The organism is Candidatus Pelagibacter sp. PS_02 (genome assembly GCF_059418065.1).
The window spans coordinates 533,167-554,761 of the sequence record NZ_CM182079.1 but is presented as its reverse complement, the minus strand read 5'-3'; the positions used below and the strand labels follow the sequence as shown (position 1 = coordinate 554,761).

Genomic DNA, 21,595 nt, shown 5'->3' with positions numbered 1-21,595 from the left:
CTCTATTTGTTTTAAATTGAGATGAAAAGGCATCGTGGCGGAATGGTTACGCAGAGGATTGCAAATCCTTGTATCCCAGTTCGATTCTGGGCGATGCCTCCAAAAAAAATGTTGTTTTACTCTTAAAAAAAAGTAAGTTGTGTTTTTGATATTCCTCGGTAGCTCAGTTGGTAGAGCAGTTGACTGTTAATCAATTGGTCGCAGGTTCGAGTCCTGCCCGAGGAGCCAAAATCTTTATCTTTTAGATTTATCGAATTATACAATTGGGATTGAAACCAATTAGATCATCTATCCCATCAGGCGTATGCATTTTTCTTTTTCGTAAGTATATCGGATCATGTTCCAATTTTATACCTGTCACTATTTCCATAAGAGTGTCTATAGCTATAGCCATTTGATGTGTATGAGGTGTTGCTTTTTTTGGATCTGTAATTCTATTTCTCGCTAGACCATTAGGATTTTTTCTTTCTAAAAACTTTTCAGGATCAGTAATCGCTAAATTTACTACTTTTACTGAATTAAATAGTTTCTCATGTATATTTTTTGGAACATTAGCTCCCCATAATTCAGCAATATAAATATATCCTAGGGCAATATCAACTCCATATGAATGGTACCATTGCCCTCTGAGACCCCTGAAAGAGTTATCGTTAATGTATCCATCATCATAAAATAGTTTGTCTATTTGTTTTAATGTGTGATTAATTTCTTTAGCAGCAAGTTTTTTATCTTCTGTCCATGATGCATAAACTAATGTTGATAATCCTCCATTAGCCATTGCATAAAACCCTTTGTCATTTTTTTTAAATTGAATTGGTTTTAAGAACTTTTTGTACATTTTTTTAATGTAATTATTCACAATCTTAAACTCCTCTTTATTCAATTCAGATTTAAGCATTACTGCACTAATCATATAATTTCCAAACCATTGACCTGCAAATTCATATTCATGGTACCAACAAGGAGCTTTGGGGTTATTATCTTTCCAACACTTTCCTTTTTTTTTAATTCTTCATAACTTATGCTGTTATATAAAGTATTTGCCTTAGCTATTTCTAATAATAAACCTTTGGCTATATTGATGTTAGTTTGATTTTTATCACCAATAGCCATGTGGGTTCCTGCAATCATAACTTTTATAGGTTTCGTGATTGCTGCATGTTCTACCAAAATAGAATTACTATATTTCTCATGGTAAGCTGACCAATCAAAACCAACTACACTGTTAACGGTATCAATAGTTGATTTATTACTAAATGATTTATCCTTAGGAATTGCTGAACAAGTCTTAATTTCTTTAGTATAATATTTGCCTGGAAAATTAATGTCTTTAGATTTTACTTTTGCAAAAGCATTTCCACTTAATAATATAAATAATAAAAAAACTTTTAATAAACTTTTCATTACAAATATGAAATTATAAAAAATTTTTTTTAAAATGATTTTCAAAATTTATAGGGGGTCATTAATTTAATAAAAATTAAACTGCTTTTGAAATCCCAATATTTGAAGACTGTAAAGATTTACTAAACTTTAACTTTTGATCGTTATTAAGTTCAGAATATAATTTAACTAAAAAATTATAATTTACATTCATGTGACCTTCTTGAGATCTTTCTAGATTTATTAAATATTCTGAAAAATCTTCAAAAAAATAATTTACTGGAACTTTTAAATAATTTGCTAATTGAAGAAGTCTTATTGAGCTAACTCCATTAGTTCCTTTTTCATATTTTTGAATTTGTTGAAATGTAACATTAATTGCTTTTGCTACTTTTGTTTGTGTGAGACCTAAAGCTAATCTTCTTAGCTTTAATTTGTTACCTAAATGTTTGTTGAAATTATCTTCCATTAAGACCCCTCTTAAAGTTTGTTTTTAAAAACATATTGAACTAATTTTTGACTGTTATCGCAACACAAAAATTTATTTATTTTATAAAGTTAAGTAGAAAATAACAAAATGTGTCAAGAACTTATAATATAAAATGAAAAAATAAAATTGTTGAACTATAAGCTTTAAAAAGACTTATAAAATTTGGCTTAAGAAAAGTTTAGTACGATCACTTTTAGGATTAGCAAAAAAGTCTTTAGTAGTGGCCTTTTCTACAATCATTCCTTCATCCATAAATATCATTTGGTCAGCTACCTCTTTAGCAAAGCCCATCTCATGAGTTACAACAATCATTGTCATACCTTGTTTTGCTAAATTAACCATAACATCTAGTACCTCTTTAATCATTTCAGGATCTAACGCAGAAGTAGGTTCATCAAATAACATAATTTTAGGTTCCATACAAAGTGCTCTTGCAATAGCAACTCTTTGTTGTTGTCCACCCGATAATTGACCTGGGAATTTTTGAGCTTGATCTAAAATTTGTACTCTTTCAAGGTGTTCTAATGCTAATTTTTCTGCTTCTTTTTTGGGCATTTTTTTTACCCAAATTGGAGCTAACGTACAATTATCTAAAATAGATAAATGAGGAAATAAATTAAATTGTTGAAAAACCATCCCAACTTCAGCTCTAACTTGTTCTATATTTTTTGTATCTTCTGAAATTTCAGTACCATCAACAATGATTGATCCTTTTTGATGCTCTTCTAGTCTATTAATACATCTAATTAGTGTAGATTTTCCAGATCCAGATGGTCCACACACAACGATTTTTTCTTTAGGTTTAACTTCAAGATTTATTTCTTTTAATACTTGAAAATCCCCAAACCACTTGTTTACATTTTGAATTTGAATAATTGAATCTGACATAATTTATCTATCTGTTTTATATTTTAATTCTAATTTCTGGCTATATTTACTCATACTATAACAAATAATCCAGAATATTATTCCAGCAAATACATATCCTTCCATCGAAAATCCTAGCCATTCGGGATTAGTTTTAGCTAAATTTAACATACCAACTACCTCTAAAAGACCTACTACAAAAATTAGTGGTGTATCTTTTACAAGTGCTAAGAACGTATTCGCTATTCCTGGTATTACTAATTTTAAAGCTTGTGGAAGAATAACAAAAATATGAAGTTTCCAGTAACCCATACCAAGTGATTTAGCTGCATCATACTGGCCTCGCGGAAGTGCTTGTAATCCTCCCCTTATAACTTCAGCTGTATAAGCCGCTTCAAATAAAGTAATTGCTACAACAACTCTAATTAGTTTATCTACATATGTTCCATCAGGTAAAAACATTGGAAACATTACAGCTGACATAAATAAAACTGTAATTAAAGGAACACCTCTCCAAAATTCAATGAATGAAAGAGATGAATATTTAACAACAGGTAAATCAGATCTTCTACCAAGAGCCAGCATCATGCCAATTGGAAAACAAAAAATTAATGAGAAAAAAGAAACTATAAAAGTTAAAGATAAGCCACCCCACGCACCTGTTTCAACCCACTCTAGTCCAAAAGAACCTCCTGAAATCAAATAGTAGATTAAGATAAAAGAAATAATTGGTAATATAAGGGTGTAATAAAGAGAAAGATAATTTCTAAATTTAGCAGGTACAAAAAATCCAGCTGCCATAAAGACTAATACAGTAATAAATGTAATATTAATTCTCCATTGTTCTGCATTAGGATACATTCCATACATAAATCTATTAAACCAAACTTTGATATAAACCCAACAAGCACCACCACCTGTACACGCTTCTTTAGTGTCACCAGAAATATTAGCATCAAAAATGAACCAATTTAATAATGGAGGAAATGAAAATAATATAAGAAAAATAATACACAAACTTAAAGCTGCGTTAAAATTACTTGAGTTAATATTTTTATTAAGGCTATCTAAAATTTTAATACCTGAAAATTCAATTCTAATAAAATGAAGACCAATTACCCCAAAGATTAAGGGAGTAAAAAAGTTAATAAACCTAGGTAAGAAAGAGGTAATATTTGCACCAAAGAAATTATTTAAACAAAAATCAAAAATACCTAAGAAAAAAAATAAAATTCCAATAATCAGAGAAGTATTTCTATTTATTTGAATTTTAGATTTTGATAAATCAAGATTTTTTGAATTCATTATTTTTCCTTTATCGCTATTCTTTGGTTGTACCAATTCATTAGTAATGAAATTGCTATACTAATAGTTAAATATGTGGCCATTGTAATACCAACAATTTCAATTGCCTTTCCTGTTTGCATCATTGCAGTACCCGCAAAAACTAAAACTAGATCTGGATAAGCAATTGCTGCTGCTAAAGAAGAGTTTTTGGTTAAATTTAAATATTGATTAGTAGTAGGTGGTATAATTATTCTTAACGCTTGAGGCATAATTACTAATTTCAAAACTTGGCTTGGTGTTAAACCAATTGATGCAGCAGCTTCTTTTTGCCCTTTACCAATACCTTGAATACCTGCTCTTACATTTTCTGCAATAAAAGTTGCCGTATAGAGAGTTAAGGCTAAAGTTAGCGCAATTAGCTCAGGTGGTATACCCATACCCCCATCAAATGTGTAAGAAGATTGAGACATTTTTCTTAATTCTGGAAAGCTAAAAGATAAATCAACACCAGCTACTAAAAATGTTAACAGTGGTAGACCTATAAAAATAGCTAATGAGATAATTAATACTGGCAATTGTTTTCCTTCTTGTTCTTGTTTCTTTTTCGCAAATTTGACAAAAAAGAAAATTAAAATCATTGCTACAATTAACGTTGTAAAAAAAATATCGAAATTTGTCCAAATTGGAGCTGGTGTATAAAGTCCCTTTATGGTCATAAAAGATGAACCTAATAATAATGTAGCATCTTGAGGCATTGGCAGAGCTCTTAGAGCTGCAAAATACCAAAAGAAAATCTGTAATAATAATGGAACATTTCTAAAAAATTCTATGTAAAAAGAAGCAGTTTTTCTAATCAAATAATTTGGAGATAATCTTGCAACACCAACAATAAGACCCAATAATGTAGCTAAAATAATTCCAATGAAAGCTACTAAGAGTGTATTTAATAATCCAACAAGATATGCTCTTGCATAGGAGTGTGACCCATCATAATCAATTAAAGAAAATTGTATATCAAATGATGCCTCTTGAGTTAAAAAACCAAAACCAAACTGAATACCTCTTGTATCCATGTTCTCTTGAGCATTCATGGTAAAAAAACCAAATATTAAAACTATAAATAATAATGTTAATAGTTGAGGTAAGATTTTTTTTAATTTCATGTGATGAGTATTATAAAAAAAGGGCTAGATAAATCTAGCCCTTTTTATGTTTTGTTAGATAATAATTATCTTGCTGGTGGTACGTATAGTAGTCCACCTTTAGTCCAAATTTGGTTTGGACCTCTGTCAGGTAAAATACCAGTATCAGCGATATTTCTCTTGTAGCTTTCTCCATAATTACCAACTTGTTTGATAATTCTTAAGCTCCAATCGTTATCTAAACCAAATGCTGCACCTAATTCACCTTCAGAACCAACAAGTCTTTTGATTTGTGGGTTTTCAGAAGTTTTCATCATGTCAGCGTTTGCAGAGTTAATACCGTACTCTTCAGCTTCGATCATTACGTTTAGTGACCATCTTACGATGTCTTCCCAAACTGCATCACCTTGACGTACAACAGGTCCTAGAGGCTCTTTAGAAATAGTCTCTGGTAACACTACGTGATCATCAGGGTTAGTCATTTTTGTTCTTTGTGCTGCTAGACCAGATTTGTCAGTTGTGTAAGTATCACATCTGCCTGAGTCATAAGCTGCAACAACTTCATCAGCTTTTTCGAAAGCTACTGGCTCATAAGAAATTCCTTTTGAATTAAAGAAATCTCTCATGTTTAGTTCAGTTGTAGTACCAATGTTAGTACATGCTGAAATTCCATTTTTGAATTGGCTCGTAGAAGTAATTCCTGAGTCTTTTCTTACCATGAAACCTTGGCCATCGTAGAAGTTAACTCCAACGAATGTTAAACCAATGTCAGCATCTCTAGAAAGTGTCCAAGTTGTGTTTCTTGATAAGATATCAATCTCACCAGAAGTTAGAGCTGTGAATCTTTCTTTAGCACTTAGTGGAGTGAACTTAACTTTGTTCGCATCACCTAATACTGCAGCAGCAACCGCTCTACATACATCAACGTCAACACCAGTCCAATTTCCAGCAGCGTCAGCATTTGAAAATCCAGGTAGACCTTGAGATACACCGCATCTTACGAAACCTTTTTTCTGAGTGTTCTTAAGAGTTTTTGACTTCTTAGCGGCCATTGTTTCTGTTGTAAAAGCAAACAGAACTGCAACCATAGCAACTAGAGAAGTTAATTGTTTTACGTATTTTAACATTTTTTATTCCTCTGTTTTATTTATTTATTTGTTAACAAATAATTCAAAATGATTTGAATTAAGTGAGATGTTTAACATTTTATAACTCGCATCAAAATAAAAATTTATTTTTTAGAATTGTTCCAACTATATGTTGTGCTCCATTAAAAACAATGTGTTACATATAGTGATGGTGCGCTCTGGTGGACTCGAACCACCGACCCTCGGTTTAGAAAACCGATGCTCTATCCAGCTGAGCTAAGAGCGCAAATTAATATTTGTATATTTATAGTACGAATTTAATTTTTAAAAAGAAATTTTTTACAAATAATTAATAAAGTTAGAAGCTCTAGTCTACCAATAATCATAAAGAAAATTAGATAATACTTAGTGATAAAATGTAGATCATAAAAACTAAAATCAGCTAACCCAAACATTGATGAATTTACTGTATTCATTATGGTTAATATTGAGAGTTTAAAAGAGCTTTCAAAATCAATTCCACTTAAAGTTAATAGAAAGGTTAAAATTAATAAAGAAATTATAAAAACTATTACAGATAAAAAATATTTATAAATTTCATCTAATTTAAATGTATCTTTTGAAAACAAGTGTTTATTTATGTAAATATTTTTAGGTCTACTGTAAGAAAGAATTTCGTTAATTGAATATTTAAATAAAGAATAAATTTTTAAAAACCTAATACCAGAACTTGTCGAAAAAAAAGATCCTCCAATAATAACAAGTATTAGAAAAACAAAAGATAAATTATTAGAAGAATTATTAAGAGAAAAACCTACATTAGAAATACTGCTCGTTAAGGATAAAAATAATTCACTAAAATTATTTTCAAAATTTAAAAATACAAAAAAAATAATCAACAAAAATAAGAAATAAAATAACAGATGAATATCTTCATTAAAGAAATTAAGGTTATGGTTTTTTGTAAAGATTAAATTGTAAATTAAAAAAATACTAAAAAAAGAAGATAGTAATAAAGTTGATATAATTATAACTTGGGAATTATTGACCAATATATTAGACAAATTATTAGATGGTAAAAAACCACCTGATGAAATTATGGTCATTGCTAAATTTAGAGAATTAAATAACCTAATATCAAATAAACTTAGAATTATAAAAATTGAAAGTGTAATTAATGAATAAAATAAAAAAATTTTAAATGCTTGCTTGAATGTTTCAGATTTATTAAAAGATAAAAAATTAGTTAAAGATTTTTTAAAACTATGATCAAAAATATCAATTAAAAGTATTATAGAAAATAAAAAATAAAGACCCCCTATCCATTGAGATGCAGATCTCCATAATATTAAGCTTTGATCAATATGATTAATATTGTTAAAAATAGTAAAGCCTGTTGAGGTAAATCCAGAAATTGATTCGAAGAAAGCGTTAACAAAAGTTAAATTATAAATACTAAAATAAAAAGGTATAGAAATAACTAGTGGTAATAAAAAATAACCAAGAAGTATTGTTAATATTTTATCATATATAGTTATTTTTTTTTCATCATTATTTTTTGAATAATAAAATAATATTGTTAAAAGAATAGAGACTATAAATGTAAATATATAAGTATTTAGATTTAGATAGAGGTTTAGATAGTAAGAGTAAGTGATATTAAAAAAAGCTAAAATTGAAACTATTCCAAAAAAAACACTCAAGTAAATGAGTTTAAAGTATTTCATTAAATTAAATAGAGCTTATACGAAACATGTTTTCTACAACATGTAAGAAATCTTTATTAGCCAAAAGAACAACAATATCCTCTTTTTTAAATACAAAATTTGATCTAGGAATAATTACTTCTTCACCTCTTAAAACTGCACCTATTCTTATTTCATCTGGTAAGTTAGAATTTTTTAACTCTTTATTTACTAACTCTGAAGTTTCAATAATTTCAGCTTCAATAATCTCATATTCACCATTCAAAATACTATAAGCATTTTCAATAGTGCCTTTATGAATGTGTTTTAAGATACTTGATACAGTATTCATTCTAGGATCAATAAAATCATCAATTTTTAAAGAAGATTGTAAAAGAGAATAATTAGGCTTGTTAATTAAAGCCATAGTTCTTTTGTCACTTAATTCATCATTGTCTTTAGCAAATTTTTCAACCAATACACTTATCATTAAATTATCTTCGTCGTCATTTGTCAGAGCCAAAACAGTTTGAACCTCTTCTAAATTTGCCTCCAATAAAACTTCTTCATCTAAAGCATCTCCATTTATAACAATTGTGTTATTTAATTGACTTGCAATAAGTTCTGCTCTTTCCTTATCTTTTTCTATTATCTTAACTCTTGCAGAATCAAAACTTTCTTCTAAATTTTTTGCTAAGTTAAATCCTATATTTCCTCCTCCAATTATTAAAATTTTATTAGAAATTTTTTCTGTATGACCAAAGGCTGCTAAGGTTTCATTCATTTGTGAGGCATTAATTACAACATAAGCTTTATCTTCTTTAAGCATTACATCCGTTTTTTTTAATAAAACAAATTTTTCATCTCTAATTACTCCCATTATATTAGAATTAAGTTTTGGAAATTTTTTTGTAAGTTCATTAAGTTTGATATCTTTTATTGGACAATTTTCATCTATCAAAATCTCAAGCAATCTAATTTTATTATTAGCAAAAGGAACATTATCTAGTGAACCAGGGGCTTCTAGTTTTCTTTGAAGTGACTTTGCTATCTCAATCTCAGGTGAGATAATAACATCTATTGGTAAATTTTCTTTATTATAAACTTTTGTAAATTTTGGATTTAAATAATCTTGTGATCTGATCCTTGCTATTTTTTTTGGAACATTAAATATTGAAAATGCAATTTGACATATCAACATGTTAATTTCATCATTACGAGTTACTGCGATAATCATATCAGCTTCGGTTGCGTTTGCCTTTTCCAAGATTGATGGATAAGTAGCTTTACCCACAATAGACTTTACATCTAGTGTGTCATCAATCTTTTGTATATCTTCACTTGATTGATCAATTATGGTTATTGAGTGTCCTTGCTCACTTAAAATTTTTGCGATAGTAAAGCCCACTCTACCAGCTCCACAAATTATAATATTCATTTAGTTTAATTCCTTGATCCCTAAACCTTTAAGCTTTCTATGTAAGGCAGATCTTTCCATTCCAATAAAATCGGCAGTTTTTGATATATTGCCATTAAATTTTTTTAATTGGGTAGTTAAATACTCTTTTTCAAAATTTTCTCTAGCTTCTTTTAATGGTATAGATAAAGAGTTTTCTGATGGTATATTTCTAATATCAGGTGTTTTTAGAGATTCTTTAATAATATTTGAAATTTTATCAGTACTATCAGGCGCAAGTATTGCTATTCTCTCTATTAAATTTCTTAATTCTCTAACATTTCCTGGCCAATCATAATTGAGTAAATATTTATTATTTGTATCAATACTTAGTTTTTTTAAATTGTAGTTTATTGAAATTTTTTCAGAAAAATATTCAACTAACAAAGGTATATCTGAAACCCTGTCTTTTAAAGGGTCGATGTTAATTTCAAATACATTAAGTCGATGATATAAGTCTTCTCTAAAATTACCATTTTTTATTTCTTTTTTTATATCTTTACTAGATGAGCATATAATTCTTACATCAACATTAATATCATGGCTGCCATTAATTCTTCTAAATTTTTGATCTATTAAAACTCTTAAAATTTTAGATTGAGTATCAAGTGGGATTTCAGAAATTTCATCTATTAAAAGTATACCCTTTGTTGATTTCTCTAAAGCGCCATAAGTTATAGAGCCATTATTTTTTTCTTCACCAAATAATTCTAATTCATATTTTTTAATATCAAGTAATGCGCCATTCAGAATAACAAAAGGACCCTTCTGTCTTTTGGATTCTTTATGTATCTTTCTTGCTATCAACTCTTTACCTGAGCCAGTAGGTCCATTGATAAAAATTCTACTTTCAGAAACTGATATTTTATCTATTTGATCTTTTATTTTTTTAATATTGTCACTAACACCAATTAGTTCATAAGAATAAAAAAGTTTACTTTCAAATTCTTTATTCTTATTTTTAAGATTTAAGTTTTCAACAGCTCTATCAACAAAGTTTAATAATCTCTCCTGATTAAAAGGTTTTTCAATAAATTCAAAAGCGCCAGCTTTTAAAGCTTTGATTGCCATTTCAACATTCGCATGCCCTGTAATTATTATAACTGGAATATTTTTATCCTTAGTCTTGATGTGTGATAACAGCTCTAAACCATCATTTTCACTTTTATCTAACTTAACATCTATTATTGCAACATCAGGGAGTTTTTTATCAATCTCATTTAATGCTTGATTATAGTTTGCAGCTAATCTTGTTTTATAACCAGCTTCAATTATTAGGTCATTAATAATGTTTCTAATATCTGCATTATCATCAATAATTAATATTTCAGTACTCATTATTTTGTAAATGTAATTTCAATTTTTGCACCCATTTTAAGTGATATAAAATTTATTTTACCATTATGATCATTTATTATTTTATTAACAATAGATAAACCTAAGCCCGTACCTTTTTTTTTAGTTGTAAAATAAGGATTTAGAATGTCTTTTATATTGTTTTTAAATATTCCAAATCCTAATCCATTATCGATAATTATGAAGTTAATTATTTCCTCATTCTCATTTATAGAGATATCGATTTTTCCATTAAAATTAACATTATTAATTTTCTTATCCTGTATACTTTCAATAGAATTTTTAATTAAATTGAAGAAAACTCTGCTTAATTGTTCACTATCAGAGTTTAAAAGAATTTTAGATTTACTTGATTTAAAATCAATTATGATTTCATTATCTAATTCATTTATTAATTTAACATTATCTTTTATCAAAGAAACTAGGTTGTTATTTTTGAGAATTGGTTTTGGCATTCTTGCAAAATCTGAAAATTCATTAACTAAATTTTCAATTTGTTTAATTTGCTTTCCAATAATCAATAAACTTTTGGAAAAATCTTCTTTTTCATGATCTGCTATTTTTTCAGAATATTTATTTTTCAATTTATCGATAGTTAATTGAATAGGTGTGAGTGGATTTTTAATTTCATGAGCTAATTTTCTAGCTAAATTTTCCCAGGCTTCGTGTCTTTCTTTTGTTATAATTTTTTCTTGTTGTGATTTTAATTTATCTATCATTAAATTAAAATTTTGATTTAAAATCTCCATGTCTTTATCAGTTTTAATTTCTGGTACTTTAATATCTAGATTCCCTTTTCCAATATTAGAAGATGCAATAATTAAATTATTAATAGACCTAAAAAATCTTGATGAAAATCTTATAGCTATTGATATGGATAAAAATAATAATAGTGAAACTATAACTAGATAAATAAATACAAATGATATCTTAATCCCAGTTTGTTTATTTAAAACTGTGTAGTAAAAATTAAGAGCTTCTTGAGATTCTAGTAAATATTGAGAAATTTTTTTATCTAAATACTTTACAATGTATAAATACTTACCTTCAAAGTTTTCAAGCTTTATAATGGATGCTGTTTGATTTTTATAAGCATTAATAATCTTAAGTGGTCTTTTATCATTTTGGACCATTTCTAAAGCATCACTTAAAGGAGGTGTATATAAAGTAGTATCTTCTAAAGTTGATAAATATAAATTTCCATTACCTTCAATAATATGAACTTCATCCATACCTCTAATTAGTTTTTGAGTTTTAAGAAAACTTTTAAATTGATTAATATTTGTATTTAAAAAATTGATACTTTTGTTTAAATCAAATGCTATTAAAATTATTTCTGATTGTGTTTTTGTTCTAACTTCCTCAGTATAGCTTTTTGCAATTTCATAAGAATTATTAACAGCTGTTGTTATTTTTTTATCTAAATATTTATCAAGAGCAAATGAAAGGAGAAATAATGAAAATAAAGAAATTAAAATCGAAGGAATTAAAGTAAATAATGCAAAGAATGTTATATATTTTCTATTGGCTTTAGAGCCACTTACATCAACATCTATCTTTAAAGAATTTCTTACTTCTGAAAATATCATAAAAAAAAGAAGTATTAACAATGCAATATTTCCAATTAATAATAGTTGGAGATTGTCATCAGATAATTTTAAAAAACTTTTATCAATAAACGTTAAAAAAGTTATAAAACCTATGAATAAAGTAATTAAAAATACTAGAATGATGAATATATTTTTTTTAATAAAATCAATCATTTTGAACAAAATAATGTGTTATATATTTTTATCATGAATAGTTGCTTTATAATACTTGCTGGAGGTGAAAGTAAAAGATTTAATTCAAATACTCCAAAACCCTACACAAATTATAAAGGTAAACCTTTATTATTGCATTCAATTGATAAAGCTAAAGTTTTTAATAAATTTAATAAAATTGTTCTGGTAGTAAATAAAAAACACAAAAATTTTATCAAGAAACTTAATATTAAAAACATCAGAATTATCACAGGTGGAAAAACAAGAGCAGAGTCTGCTTATAATGCCTTAAAAAGTATTAAAGAAAATAATTTTAAAAATGTAATAATTCATGATGCTGCAAGACCAAATTTTTCTTTAAAACTTTTAAATAAATTAATGAATGAATTAAAATTAAATGATTGTGTAATTCCCGCAATTCAAACTGCAGATACAGTTAAGCAGAAAATATCGAATAATGTTAAAAATTTAAAAAGAGAAAATATTTACTTAATCCAAACACCTCAAGCTTTTAACTATAAAAAACTTTTTGAACTTCAAAATAATAAAAGTGAGGAAGTTACTGATGATGCTAACTTATTTGTAAGAGCTGGTAAAAAAATAAAGATTATAAAGGGCGAAACTACTAATAATAAAATTACAATAAATTCAGATATTAAATTTAATAATTTAATAAAATTTGGAATAGGTTTTGATGTTCATAGGTTGGTTCCTAATAAGAAGCTTTACATAGGTGGAATTAAGATACCCTCACCTATTGGTACATTAGGTCATTCAGATGGAGATCCTGTGTTACACGCTGTAACAGATGCTATACTTGGAGCTTGCTCTATGGGTGATATTGGTGAAAAATTCTCTGATAATAATAAGAAATTTAAAAATATCAGATCTACAATTCTGTTAAGCGAAATAATAAAGCAAACTGTAAAAAAAGGTTATCTATTAAATAATCTTGATATTAATATCATTACTCAAAAACCTAAAATTCAAAAATATAAAAAACAAATATTAAACTGTATTGCAAAAATTTGTAATATCTCTCCCACTCAAATTAATATAAAAGGTAAAACAACTGAAAAGTTAGGTGTAATTGGTAAAGAAAAAGCTATAGCTTGTGAAGTTATAGCCTCAGTTATTAAAAATGACTAATTCCTTCAACTCATTATTAGTTACTATGTTTGGTCTTGGTAAAATTAAATATATGCCTGGAACATTTGGGTCACTGGCGACTGTAATTATTCTTTATTATCTATTCCACACTTTAAATATTTCACCAAATATAATCTTATTTGGATTGATAATAATATTTATTTACTCATTTTATGCTGTTTCAAATTATATAGAAAATAGTGAAAATAAGGATCCTGGTGAAATAATAATTGATGAATTTTTAGGTCAATCAATACCCATATATCTTTATGAGATATCTCATGGAACAACAAAAGATGCTGGTGAAGCAATTGTTTATTATGCTCTATTTTTTATTCTTTTTAGATATTTTGATATCATGAAGCCATTTCCTGTAAACTTTTTTGATAAAAACTTTAAGAATAGTTTTGGTGTAATTATGGATGATATCTGTGCTGGTTTTTATGTGGTTCTAACTCTTGTGTGTTTCATGATTTTAAAGAGCTACATTTTATAATGAAAAATATTGTAAAAAAATTAATCAAAAAAAAACTTAAAATATCTTTTGCTGAGTCTTGCACAGGAGGGATGTTAGCTGCATCTATTACTTCTATTAGTGGTGCATCTAAAGTATTCAACATAGGTCTTATTACCTATTCTAATCAAGCAAAAATCAATATTTTAAAAGTAAATAAAAATATTATTAAGAAATATGGTGCTGTTAGTGCTGAATGTTGTGAGGCTATGGTTAAAAATTTAACAAAGATTTCTAAAGCTCAAATAAATGTATCTGTCACTGGAATTGCAGGTCCTAATGGCGCAACTAAAAACAAACCCATCGGATTAGTCTATATAGGAGTAAAAAGATCCAATAAATTGTTGATAACAAAAAATATTTTTAAACAAAAAACAAGAAGCTCAATTCAAAAAGCTTCAGTTAAAAGGGCCTTGGATATTGTTAGCTCTTTAATTTGAGCAGTTTTTTAAATTTTTTATACAGTTTCAGCTCTTTTTTGAAAAGCATCAGCAATTTTATTTAAACCAAATTCAAAAGATTTTTCCATTAACAAATTTAAAAACTTATTTTTAATTTCAAAATCAACATCAAAATAAACCTCAGTGATGTTATTATTTTCTATAAATTTCCAATTATTTTGTAAATGTTTTAGTGGTCCATCTAAATTAGTAACATTAATCGTGTCATCTTTTTTATTAAATCTAACGTCACTTTTATAAGTATCGCTAAAAGGACCCTTTCCAATTGTTAAATCTGCTATGATTAAAATTTGATTATTTTCATCTTTTCTATCGTAGACTTTTGAGTCTAGGCAAAAAGGGATGAATTCTGGATATTTTTCGATATCCAAAACAAACTCAATAAGTTTATTTTTTTTTTTATTTATACTTCTCTTAACTGATGCCTTAGGCATTAATGATTATTAATTCTATTTTGTTGAAGTTTAGCGAAATCTTCATCTGCATGATATGAAGATCTAGTTAAAGGTGTCGATGAAACTAATAAAAATCCTTTTGATTTTGCAATAGTTTCTAACTCTTTAAATTCATCTGGATGGTAATAACGATCTAAAGGGTGATGTCTTACAGAGGGTTGCAAGTATTGACCAACAGTTAAAAAATCTACATCAGCTGCTTTTAGATCATCCATCACTTGAATGATCTCCTCTTTATTTTCACCTAATCCAACCATTAATCCTGATTTTGTGAAAACATTTTTATTAACTAATTTTGCATTCTTTAAGAGTTCTAATGATGAAAAATATCTAGAGCCTGGTCTTACTTTTAAATAAAGTCTAGGCACAGTTTCAATGTTATGATTAAAAACATCAGGATTAGCTTCTAGTACTTTTTTATAAGCATCTCCTTTTCTTAGAAAATCAGGTGTTAAAACTTCAATTGATGTATTAGGATTTTTTTTTCTTGTTTGATCAATTACCTCAAAAAAATGATTTGATCCTCCATCGTCGAGATCATCTCTATCAACAGAAGTGATTACGACATGTTTTAAATTTAATTTTTTTACGGCTTCAGCTATTTTAACGGGTTCTAATGAGTCTAGTTTTCCTGGCTTGCCTGTTTTTACATCACAAAAAGCACATGCTCTTGTGCAAGTATCACCCATTATCATAAATGTTGCATGTCTTTTGCTCCAACATTCTGTGATATTTGGACAGTTAGCTTCCTGACATACCGTTACTAAATTATTATTATTAACAATTGTTTTTGTTAGAAAAAACTCTTTACTATTAACAAGTTTAGATCTTATCCAATCAGGTTTTTTTTTGATTGGATTTAAAGGTTTGTTAACTTTTTCTGGATGTCTTGGCTTAGTTGTCATTCTTTTTAATTATATAAAGGGTCTCTCCTTCTTTGCCAAACATAAATTTTTCTCTAATTAAGGTTTCAACATAATCTAGGTCTAATTTAGTACTTAATAGAGAGTTTTTAAATTCAAGCTCTTTGATTTTATTAGATAAATTAGCTTCTTCAATTTTTAAATTAACTAAAATTTCTTTTTTTTTAAAATAAGAAAAAAGACCTCTTTCACCATCTAGAAGGTTAAAGAAAAAATAAAGTATTAAAAAAGTAGAGATTAATAAAAAATAATTTTTTTTTAATTTCCCCAGCATTAATGAATTTTACTCATTGATGCTTTTTTTCCAAGCTCTTCTTCTATACGTAATAATTGATTATATTTTGCAACACGTTCTGATCTAGCTAAAGATCCAGTTTTTATTTGATTTGAATTTGTACCTACAGCCAGGTCTGCTATAAAAGTGTCTTCGCTATCTCCAGATCTATGAGAAATTATTGTTTTATATCCAATAATTTGTGCAAACTTTATAACTTCAAGTGTTTCAGATACCGTACCAATTTGATTGAGTTTAATTAATATAGAGTTTGAAGAATTATTTAAAAAGCCTTTTTTAAGTCTTTCTAAATTAGTTACATACAAATCATCTCCAACTATTTGCACATTATTAGTATTTTTCATTAATTTACTCCATGCCATCCAATCATTTTCTCCAAATGGATCTTCAATAGATTTAATTTTGTATTTATTTATTATTTTCTTATATTCTTTAATAGATTGATCTACCGAAACAAATTTTTTTGAATGAATAGAATACTTATCTTTCTTCATTAATTCATTTGCCGCTACATCTAAGCAAATCGAAACATCTTTGCCATTTTTAAAACCAGACTTATTAATTGCAGCAACAACTAAATCTAAAGCTTTTTCATTATTACTAATCATTGGAGCAAAGCCCCCCTCATCTCCTACAGATGTTGACAACCCTTTCTTTATAATTAGCTTTTTTAAGTTATTAATTACAACAAAGCATATTCTCATAGCTTCTGAAAAACTCTTAGCTTTATCGGGTCTAATCATGAACTCTTGAATTCTTAATCCGTTATTAGCATGTGCTCCACCATTAATAATATTCATTAATGGATATGGTAATTTATAATTATTTTTTACTAAAAAAGTTTTATACAGTGGAACATTCTTAATCTTTGCTGAAAGCTTTTTAGCAGCCATTGATACAGCTAAAATTGCATTAGCACCTAAATTTGTTTTTTGCCTAGTACCATCAAGATTAATTAAGATTGTATCAATACGTGTTTGATCATGAATATTTGTACCTATTAATTTTTTTGAAATTTTCGTATTAACTAAATTGACTGTACCTAAAACACTTTTACCTAAATATTTTTTATTGTTATCGTCTCTTTTTTCAAATGCTTCATAAGTTCCGGTTGAAGCACCCGATGGACAAATGGCAGACGCACTTAATTTTTTTGAATAAACTTCAGCTTCAATTGTGGGGTTTCCTCTACTATCAAAAACTTGACGAGCTTTAATCTTTAAAATCTTACTCATTTATTTTTTAATCAGATTATCTATTTCAAATAATTGAGATAATAATTTTTCTAATTTATCTAATGGAACCATGTTAGGTCCATCAGATGGAGCATTATCTGGGTCTTGATGTGTTTCAATAAAAACACCCGCAACACCTACAGCAACCGCAGCTCTTGCTAAGTACTCAACAAACTCTCTTTGACCACCACTAGTCTCGCCTAGGCCTCCAGGTTGTTGAACTGAATGTGTGGCATCAAAAATAACAGGATAACCATTTTTTGCCATTATGGGTAGAGATCTCATGTCAGAGACAAGAGTATTATAACCAAAGCTTGCTCCTCTTTCTGTAACTAAAATGTTATTATTACCCGAGTCTGAAATTTTTTTTGTAACATTAACCATATCCCATGGTGCTAGGAATTGACCTTTTTTAACATTTATAATTTTATTCGTTTTTGCAGCAGCGATTAACAGATCCGTTTGCCTACATAGAAATGCAGGTATTTGCAAAATATCAACATGATCTTTTAATAATGAACATTGTTCTGCGTTATGAATGTCGGTTAAAATTGGAACGTTGAGTTCTTTTTTAATTTTATCAAATACGGGAAGGGAAGCTTCTAAACCGGCCCCTCTTTGCCCTTTTAAACTGGTTCTATTCGCTTTATCAAATGAAGTTTTATAGATAAATCCAAGACCTAATTTTTTTGTAATTTCTTGAATTTTACCTGCCATGTCCATTGCATGTTGTTCAGTTTCAAGCTGACAAGGTCCAGCAATAATACAAATCTTATTATCGTTTGAAATTTCTATATTTCCGCAATTAACTTTTTTACTACTCATTTATGATTTTTAGCTGCCTTGATAAATGAAGAGAATAAAGGATGAGGAGCTAAAGGTCTAGATTTAAATTCAGGGTGAAACTGAACCCCTATAAACCATGGGTGATTTTTTAACTCTATAATCTCAGGTAACTTATTATCAGGCGATAACCCTGAAAAAATCATCCCTTTTTTTTCAAATTTATCTTTAAAAGCAATATTGACTTCATATCTATGTCTGTGTCTCTCTTTAATTAATTTGGATTTATAAATTTTACTGATTTTTGAATTATCTTTTAGTTTTGCATCATAAGAACCCAGTCTCATTGTGCCTCCTAAATCTTTATCGGTTCCTTTAATCTTTTTACCATCTTTGGTCCATTCATTGATTAATCCAATAATAGGTAATCCTTTTTTATCAAACTCACTTGAGGTAGCATTTTTTAAATTCAATTGATTTCTTGCAAATTCAATGATGGCCATTTGCATTCCATAACAAATTCCAAGGAATGGAATTTTATTTAGTCTGGCGTGTTTGATAGCTTCAATTTTTCCATCTGTGCCTCTTTTACCAAATCCACCGGGAATTAATATGCCTGAAATATTTTTAAGCTTCTTCTTAATTTCAGAAATTTTTAATTTTTCAGAATCTATTCTAACTAAATTGACTTTAACTTTATTATCAATTCCTCCATGGGTTAATGCTTCATCTAAAGATTTATAAGCATCTTTTAACTCCACGTATTTTCCAATGATTGCAATATTAACTTGTTTTTTATTATGTAAAATTATTTTAGTTATTTTTTTCCAAGGATTTAAGTTTGCAGGTTTTTTTGATTTTAATTTAAAATAATTTAAAACTTGCAAATCTAATTTTTCTTTAAAAAAGCTCATTGGAGCTTCATAAATAGTTCTTACATCTACTGTCTCAATAACATTTTTAATATCCACATTACAAAATAATGATATTTTTTTTCTATGATCTAATGGAATAGGTCTTTCCGATCTACAAATGATGATATCTGGTTGAATACCTATACTTCTTAATTCTTTAACTGAGTGTTGGGTTGGTTTTGTTTTTATTTCATCCGATGCTTTTAAGTAAGGAACTAAGGTTAAATGAATGAATAATGCATTTTTTTTACCCACATCATTTGCAAATTGTCTAATCGCCTCTACAAATGGCAGGCTTTCTATATCCCCTACTATTCCACCTATTTCACAAATAACAAAATCTTCTTTGGATGAATCGTGTTTGATAAATTGTTTTATACGATCAGTAATATGTGGAATAACTTGGACAGTTTTTCCTAAATATTCTCCTTTTCTTTCTTTTCTAAGAACATCGCTATAAATTTTTCCTGTTGTAATATTATCTGATTTTTTTGCAGACACTCCTGAAAATCTTTCATAGTGACCTAAATCTAAATCTGTTTCAGCTCCATCATCGGTTACAAAAACTTCTCCATGTTGAAATGGGCTCATAGTTCCTGGATCTACATTTAAATACGGATCTAGTTTTCTAATTCTAACTTTGTAACCTCTTGATTGTAATAGATAAGCTAATGATGCTGAAGAGAGACCTTTACCAAGGGAAGAAACCACACCGCCGGTGACAAAGATATATCGCGCCATGGTAGTATCTTATAGACATTAAATATGAAAATGGAAAGAAGTATTTTATGTTAATTATTTATCCATTTTAAGAAAACATATAAATTTTCAATAGATATCAAATTCGTATTCTATCACTTTATCACGACATTTAGTTATTAGAAACAGTTGTCCCTCTTCCTCCGCCTTCCAATTTGCAAAGCCTAATTCATTTCCACTACTATCTTTTTTTCCAAGAGTTACTTTACCTCTCATATCATAGTTATCTCCATAATAATATGCATTGGGTGATGCAGCATCAAGAACAGTATAACCAGTGTAGGGATTAGTCATCGTTTTAAGTGTTGATCTTGAATCTAATTTTGTCTCTTGCCCTCTTGCAGCGGCAAGCTCTCTAATTCTATCCATATTACCAAGTTGATGTACAGTAAGCTTGGCTAATATTTCTTCTGAAGTTGCATTTAAGCTTCTGTTATAGTTTTCTTCCTCCAAATTACCACAATCATATTCTCGAGATTGTTGTGAACCCCACAAAAAATTAATTGTTGGGTTAAGCTCACACCACATTATATTTTCATAAACAGCTTTAACTATGGTTCTAAAATTACCTTTGCAAGCTGATTCTTTAGCCCCAGCTGTATACCCATTATAAGCAACAACCCCGACAGATGATAAAATACCAATGATGGCAACTACCACCAATAATTCAATTAAGGTAAAACCATTTTTAATTTTTTTCATTGATTAAATATTTTTCCCATTAATAGCTAAAATTGTAAGATCATCCTTAATTATACTTTGTTCTTCATTTGACATATTTTGCAATGCACCAAACGCGGAAATTTCTATAAAAATATTTTCCAATTGTGTTGCAATATCGTGATCTTTATTCTTATTTAACAAATCTATTATACCCTCAGCTTCAATTTCATTTCCTTCAAAATCTTTACTTTCGCTTAAGCCATCGCTGTATATATAAAAAATTTTATCCTTCAATGAAATTTTATTTAAAACACTATTTAAATCAAGATTAATAGGCTGAACTCCAAGCGGCGGAATTTTGCTAGAAACATGTTCAGTAATTTTTTTATTCTCTGAAATTATACTTTCTGAATGGCCAGCATTAATAAATTCAAGATTTTTAGATTTTTTATCGTATACAGCAAATATTCCTGTTAAAAATTTTCCTGAACGTAAATTATATAAATTATCATTTATTAATGACACAATTTCAATAAGACTCTTTTTTTCCTCAACAAGGATTTCAAACAATGCGGTAACTCTTGCCATAATGAGTCCTGCATCCACTCCTTTGCCAGAAACATCGCCAAGAGTAAAAAAGATTTTATCTTCTAAATTTTTGAAATTATAAAAATCACCAGAAACATCCAAAGAAGGTACATTTTTTGCTAAAAGAATATTTTCCTCATTATTCTTTGGAAACATGAGTCTTTGTACTCTTGTTCCTTTTTTAAGTTCTTTTTCTGCTGAACTTTTTCTATTTAAAAATTTTAGATTTGTTTTTTCAATTCTTTCCCATGCTTCCTTAGGTGTGAGCCCTTGTTCTTTTGCTAATGCTATTAAGTCTTCCCAATTATTTATTTTTATCATCAAATAAATATTACCAAA

22 protein-coding genes and 3 tRNA genes are annotated in these 21,595 nt (G+C 28.0%); 5 read left to right on the top strand and 20 right to left on the bottom strand.

The window, feature by feature from the left end; genetic code table 11:
• The first annotated feature begins 28 nt into the window (after positions 1 to 28).
• Both AC5SL4_RS02845 and AC5SL4_RS02840 read left to right on the top strand, forming a co-directional pair.
• Positions 29 to 102 (top strand) — tRNA-Cys (locus AC5SL4_RS02845).
• A 50-nt stretch (positions 103 to 152) separates the two neighbouring features.
• A tRNA-Asn gene (locus AC5SL4_RS02840) sits at positions 153 to 228 on the top strand.
• A gap of 19 nt (positions 229 to 247) precedes the next feature.
• Here AC5SL4_RS02840 and AC5SL4_RS02835 read toward each other — a convergent pair.
• From AC5SL4_RS02835 to AC5SL4_RS02780, 12 genes are all read right to left on the bottom strand, one after another.
• Positions 248 to 913 carry a hypothetical protein gene (locus AC5SL4_RS02835; protein ID WP_494574325.1) on the bottom strand — a complete coding sequence of 222 codons (666 nt, stop codon included), beginning with the start codon at positions 911 to 913 and terminating at the stop codon, positions 248 to 250.
• A complete protein-coding gene (locus AC5SL4_RS02830; RefSeq protein ID WP_494574324.1) occupies positions 910 to 1,404 on the bottom strand; it encodes a hypothetical protein in 495 nt (164 codons plus the stop codon). The genes AC5SL4_RS02835 and AC5SL4_RS02830 overlap by 4 nt, the downstream gene beginning before the upstream one ends.
• A 76-nt stretch (positions 1,405 to 1,480) precedes the next feature.
• Positions 1,481 to 1,852, bottom strand: coding sequence for a helix-turn-helix domain-containing protein (locus AC5SL4_RS02825; protein ID WP_006996960.1), 372 nt, complete (start codon positions 1,850 to 1,852; stop codon positions 1,481 to 1,483).
• A gap of 174 nt (positions 1,853 to 2,026) precedes the next feature.
• Positions 2,027 to 2,761: an amino acid ABC transporter ATP-binding protein gene (locus AC5SL4_RS02820; protein WP_006996961.1), complete on the bottom strand. Its 735-nt coding sequence runs from the start codon at positions 2,759 to 2,761 to the stop codon at positions 2,027 to 2,029.
• Between the two features lie 3 nt (positions 2,762 to 2,764).
• Entirely contained in the window at positions 2,765 to 4,045 is a 1,281-nt protein-coding gene (locus AC5SL4_RS02815; RefSeq protein ID WP_494587548.1) for an amino acid ABC transporter permease, read from the bottom strand.
• Complete coding sequence (locus AC5SL4_RS02810) at positions 4,045 to 5,190, bottom strand: amino acid ABC transporter permease (RefSeq protein ID WP_494587546.1); 1,146 nt, start codon at positions 5,188 to 5,190, stop codon at positions 4,045 to 4,047. Before AC5SL4_RS02810 ends, AC5SL4_RS02815 begins: the two co-directional genes overlap by 1 nt.
• 65 nt (positions 5,191 to 5,255) lie before the next feature.
• Positions 5,256 to 6,296, bottom strand: coding sequence for an amino acid ABC transporter substrate-binding protein (locus AC5SL4_RS02805; RefSeq protein ID WP_494587544.1), 1,041 nt, complete (start codon positions 6,294 to 6,296; stop codon positions 5,256 to 5,258).
• Positions 6,297 to 6,466: 170 nt separating this feature from the next.
• Positions 6,467 to 6,543 (bottom strand) — tRNA-Arg (locus tag AC5SL4_RS02800).
• A 31-nt stretch (positions 6,544 to 6,574) separates the two neighbouring features.
• Complete coding sequence (locus AC5SL4_RS02795) at positions 6,575 to 7,984, bottom strand: TrkH family potassium uptake protein (RefSeq protein WP_494587543.1); 1,410 nt, start codon at positions 7,982 to 7,984, stop codon at positions 6,575 to 6,577.
• Between the two features lie 4 nt (positions 7,985 to 7,988).
• Positions 7,989 to 9,380 carry a Trk system potassium transporter TrkA gene (trkA, locus tag AC5SL4_RS02790; protein ID WP_011282062.1) on the bottom strand — a complete coding sequence of 464 codons (1,392 nt, stop codon included), beginning with the start codon at positions 9,378 to 9,380 and terminating at the stop codon, positions 7,989 to 7,991.
• Positions 9,381 to 10,736 (bottom strand): sigma-54-dependent transcriptional regulator, encoded by a 1,356-nt coding sequence (locus tag AC5SL4_RS02785; RefSeq protein ID WP_494587542.1) that lies wholly within the window; start codon positions 10,734 to 10,736, stop codon positions 9,381 to 9,383.
• Positions 10,736 to 12,517: a sensor histidine kinase gene (locus tag AC5SL4_RS02780; RefSeq protein ID WP_494587541.1), complete on the bottom strand. Its 1,782-nt coding sequence runs from the start codon at positions 12,515 to 12,517 to the stop codon at positions 10,736 to 10,738. Before AC5SL4_RS02780 ends, AC5SL4_RS02785 begins: the two co-directional genes overlap by 1 nt.
• A 33-nt stretch (positions 12,518 to 12,550) precedes the next feature.
• On the opposite strand from AC5SL4_RS02780, the gene ispD reads away from it, so the two are divergent.
• From ispD to AC5SL4_RS02765, 3 genes are read left to right on the top strand one after another with little or no spacing between them, the layout of a single operon-like run.
• Complete coding sequence (gene ispD / locus AC5SL4_RS02775; RefSeq protein ID WP_494587539.1) at positions 12,551 to 13,666, top strand: 2-C-methyl-D-erythritol 4-phosphate cytidylyltransferase; 1,116 nt, start codon at positions 12,551 to 12,553, stop codon at positions 13,664 to 13,666.
• Positions 13,659 to 14,162 carry a phosphatidylglycerophosphatase A family protein gene (locus tag AC5SL4_RS02770; RefSeq protein WP_494587538.1) on the top strand — a complete coding sequence of 168 codons (504 nt, stop codon included), beginning with the start codon at positions 13,659 to 13,661 and terminating at the stop codon, positions 14,160 to 14,162. The genes ispD and AC5SL4_RS02770 overlap by 8 nt, the downstream gene beginning before the upstream one ends.
• Entirely contained in the window at positions 14,129 to 14,620 is a 492-nt protein-coding gene (locus AC5SL4_RS02765) for a CinA family protein (protein ID WP_494587537.1), read from the top strand. Before AC5SL4_RS02770 ends, AC5SL4_RS02765 begins: the two co-directional genes overlap by 34 nt.
• A gap of 17 nt (positions 14,621 to 14,637) precedes the next feature.
• Here the strand turns inward: AC5SL4_RS02765 and AC5SL4_RS02760 are convergent, their stop codons facing one another.
• The 8 genes from AC5SL4_RS02760 to AC5SL4_RS02725 all read right to left on the bottom strand — a co-directional run bounded on the left by AC5SL4_RS02760 (position 14,638) and on the right by AC5SL4_RS02725 (position 21,577).
• Entirely contained in the window at positions 14,638 to 15,075 is a 438-nt protein-coding gene (locus AC5SL4_RS02760) for a type II toxin-antitoxin system RatA family toxin (RefSeq protein ID WP_006996973.1), read from the bottom strand.
• Positions 15,075 to 16,001 carry a lipoyl synthase gene (gene lipA, locus AC5SL4_RS02755; RefSeq protein ID WP_018414093.1) on the bottom strand — a complete coding sequence of 309 codons (927 nt, stop codon included), beginning with the start codon at positions 15,999 to 16,001 and terminating at the stop codon, positions 15,075 to 15,077. The genes AC5SL4_RS02760 and lipA overlap by 1 nt, the downstream gene beginning before the upstream one ends.
• Complete coding sequence (locus AC5SL4_RS02750; protein WP_006996975.1) at positions 15,991 to 16,293, bottom strand: FtsB family cell division protein; 303 nt, start codon at positions 16,291 to 16,293, stop codon at positions 15,991 to 15,993. Before AC5SL4_RS02750 ends, lipA begins: the two co-directional genes overlap by 11 nt.
• A complete protein-coding gene (gene eno / locus AC5SL4_RS02745) occupies positions 16,293 to 17,549 on the bottom strand; it encodes a phosphopyruvate hydratase (protein WP_027306928.1) in 1,257 nt (418 codons plus the stop codon). The genes AC5SL4_RS02750 and eno overlap by 1 nt, the downstream gene beginning before the upstream one ends.
• Positions 17,550 to 18,374, bottom strand: coding sequence for a 3-deoxy-8-phosphooctulonate synthase (gene kdsA, locus AC5SL4_RS02740; RefSeq protein ID WP_011282054.1), 825 nt, complete (start codon positions 18,372 to 18,374; stop codon positions 17,550 to 17,552).
• Positions 18,371 to 19,987, bottom strand: coding sequence for a CTP synthase (pyrG, locus tag AC5SL4_RS02735; RefSeq protein ID WP_011282053.1), 1,617 nt, complete (start codon positions 19,985 to 19,987; stop codon positions 18,371 to 18,373). The genes kdsA and pyrG overlap by 4 nt, the downstream gene beginning before the upstream one ends.
• A gap of 87 nt (positions 19,988 to 20,074) precedes the next feature.
• The gene (locus AC5SL4_RS02730; RefSeq protein WP_006996979.1) at positions 20,075 to 20,707 is read right to left on the bottom strand and encodes a pilin; all 633 of its coding nucleotides are present in this window, start codon (positions 20,705 to 20,707) and stop codon (positions 20,075 to 20,077) included.
• A 3-nt stretch (positions 20,708 to 20,710) separates the two neighbouring features.
• On the bottom strand, positions 20,711 to 21,577 hold the full coding sequence (locus AC5SL4_RS02725; RefSeq protein WP_494587536.1) for a PP2C family protein-serine/threonine phosphatase: 867 nt from the start codon (positions 21,575 to 21,577) through the stop codon (positions 20,711 to 20,713).
• Between the last annotated feature and the right edge of the window lie 18 nt (positions 21,578 to 21,595).

Excerpts from the sequence above, each read along its gene's own strand:
- AC5SL4_RS02835 (WP_494574325.1), bottom strand. The coding sequence starts at position 913 with ATGATTAGTGCAGTAATGCTTAAATCTGAATTGAATAAAGAGGAGTTT.
- AC5SL4_RS02830 (WP_494574324.1), bottom strand. The coding sequence starts at position 1,404 with ATGAAAAGTTTATTAAAAGTTTTTTTATTATTTATATTATTAAGTGGA.
- AC5SL4_RS02825 (WP_006996960.1), bottom strand. The coding sequence starts at position 1,852 with ATGGAAGATAATTTCAACAAACATTTAGGTAACAAATTAAAGCTAAGA.
- AC5SL4_RS02820 (WP_006996961.1), bottom strand. The coding sequence starts at position 2,761 with ATGTCAGATTCAATTATTCAAATTCAAAATGTAAACAAGTGGTTTGGG.
- AC5SL4_RS02815 (WP_494587548.1), bottom strand. The coding sequence starts at position 4,045 with ATGAATTCAAAAAATCTTGATTTATCAAAATCTAAAATTCAAATAAAT.
- AC5SL4_RS02810 (WP_494587546.1), bottom strand. The coding sequence starts at position 5,190 with ATGAAATTAAAAAAAATCTTACCTCAACTATTAACATTATTATTTATA.
- AC5SL4_RS02805 (WP_494587544.1), bottom strand. The coding sequence starts at position 6,296 with ATGTTAAAATACGTAAAACAATTAACTTCTCTAGTTGCTATGGTTGCA.
- AC5SL4_RS02795 (WP_494587543.1), bottom strand. The coding sequence starts at position 7,984 with ATGAAATACTTTAAACTCATTTACTTGAGTGTTTTTTTTGGAATAGTT.
- trkA (WP_011282062.1), bottom strand. The coding sequence starts at position 9,380 with ATGAATATTATAATTTGTGGAGCTGGTAGAGTGGGCTTTACTATCGCA.
- AC5SL4_RS02785 (WP_494587542.1), bottom strand. The coding sequence starts at position 10,736 with ATGAGTACTGAAATATTAATTATTGATGATAATGCAGATATTAGAAAC.
- AC5SL4_RS02780 (WP_494587541.1), bottom strand. The coding sequence starts at position 12,517 with ATGATTGATTTTATTAAAAAAAATATATTCATCATTCTAGTATTTTTA.
- ispD (WP_494587539.1), top strand. The coding sequence starts at position 12,551 with ATGAATAGTTGCTTTATAATACTTGCTGGAGGTGAAAGTAAAAGATTT.
- AC5SL4_RS02770 (WP_494587538.1), top strand. The coding sequence starts at position 13,659 with ATGACTAATTCCTTCAACTCATTATTAGTTACTATGTTTGGTCTTGGT.
- AC5SL4_RS02760 (WP_006996973.1), bottom strand. The coding sequence starts at position 15,075 with ATGCCTAAGGCATCAGTTAAGAGAAGTATAAATAAAAAAAAAAATAAA.
- lipA (WP_018414093.1), bottom strand. The coding sequence starts at position 16,001 with ATGACAACTAAGCCAAGACATCCAGAAAAAGTTAACAAACCTTTAAAT.
- AC5SL4_RS02750 (WP_006996975.1), bottom strand. The coding sequence starts at position 16,293 with ATGCTGGGGAAATTAAAAAAAAATTATTTTTTATTAATCTCTACTTTT.
- eno (WP_027306928.1), bottom strand. The coding sequence starts at position 17,549 with ATGAGTAAGATTTTAAAGATTAAAGCTCGTCAAGTTTTTGATAGTAGA.
- kdsA (WP_011282054.1), bottom strand. The coding sequence starts at position 18,374 with ATGAGTAGTAAAAAAGTTAATTGCGGAAATATAGAAATTTCAAACGAT.
- pyrG (WP_011282053.1), bottom strand. The coding sequence starts at position 19,987 with ATGGCGCGATATATCTTTGTCACCGGCGGTGTGGTTTCTTCCCTTGGT.
- AC5SL4_RS02730 (WP_006996979.1), bottom strand. The coding sequence starts at position 20,707 with ATGAAAAAAATTAAAAATGGTTTTACCTTAATTGAATTATTGGTGGTA.
- AC5SL4_RS02725 (WP_494587536.1), bottom strand. The coding sequence starts at position 21,577 with ATGATAAAAATAAATAATTGGGAAGACTTAATAGCATTAGCAAAAGAA.